The sequence below is a fragment of the Pseudoalteromonas sp. MER144-MNA-CIBAN-0113 genome (assembly GCF_040308965.1).
Classification (GTDB): Bacteria; Pseudomonadota; Gammaproteobacteria; order Enterobacterales; family Alteromonadaceae; genus Pseudoalteromonas; species Pseudoalteromonas tetraodonis.
The window spans coordinates 1-280 of sequence record NZ_JBEOOG010000289.1; the positions used below are offsets into that span (position 1 = coordinate 1).

Below are 280 nucleotides of genomic sequence, written 5' to 3' on the forward strand. Positions count from 1 at the left end.
CCGCCAATAGAGTAATATACTTTGCTGTAAATTTTTTCGCCGTTGTTTGAGGCGATAATTTCCATTGCATTAGAATGCTTAGGCAGTGTTTTACGACGATGAAAAACAATAGCACCTTGTTTTGGGAATTTGGCTTTATGTGTTTTGTTTAAATAAATAACCTGATCTTTTTCAATGGTCGCTAAAATGTCGTCGACTAAATCGGCATCAATTGTTTCAGGATCGTAACCGGCTAAACCAAGAATTACGGCTTTACCCGAGCCATGGCCAACACCTGTTT

1 protein-coding gene is annotated in these 280 nt (G+C 38.6%); it reads right to left on the reverse strand.

From position 1 onward, the window contains the following. The coding region (locus AAEY57_RS19740) for a serine dehydratase beta chain (protein WP_350608638.1) at nt 1-280 on the reverse strand (280 nt) is incomplete at both ends.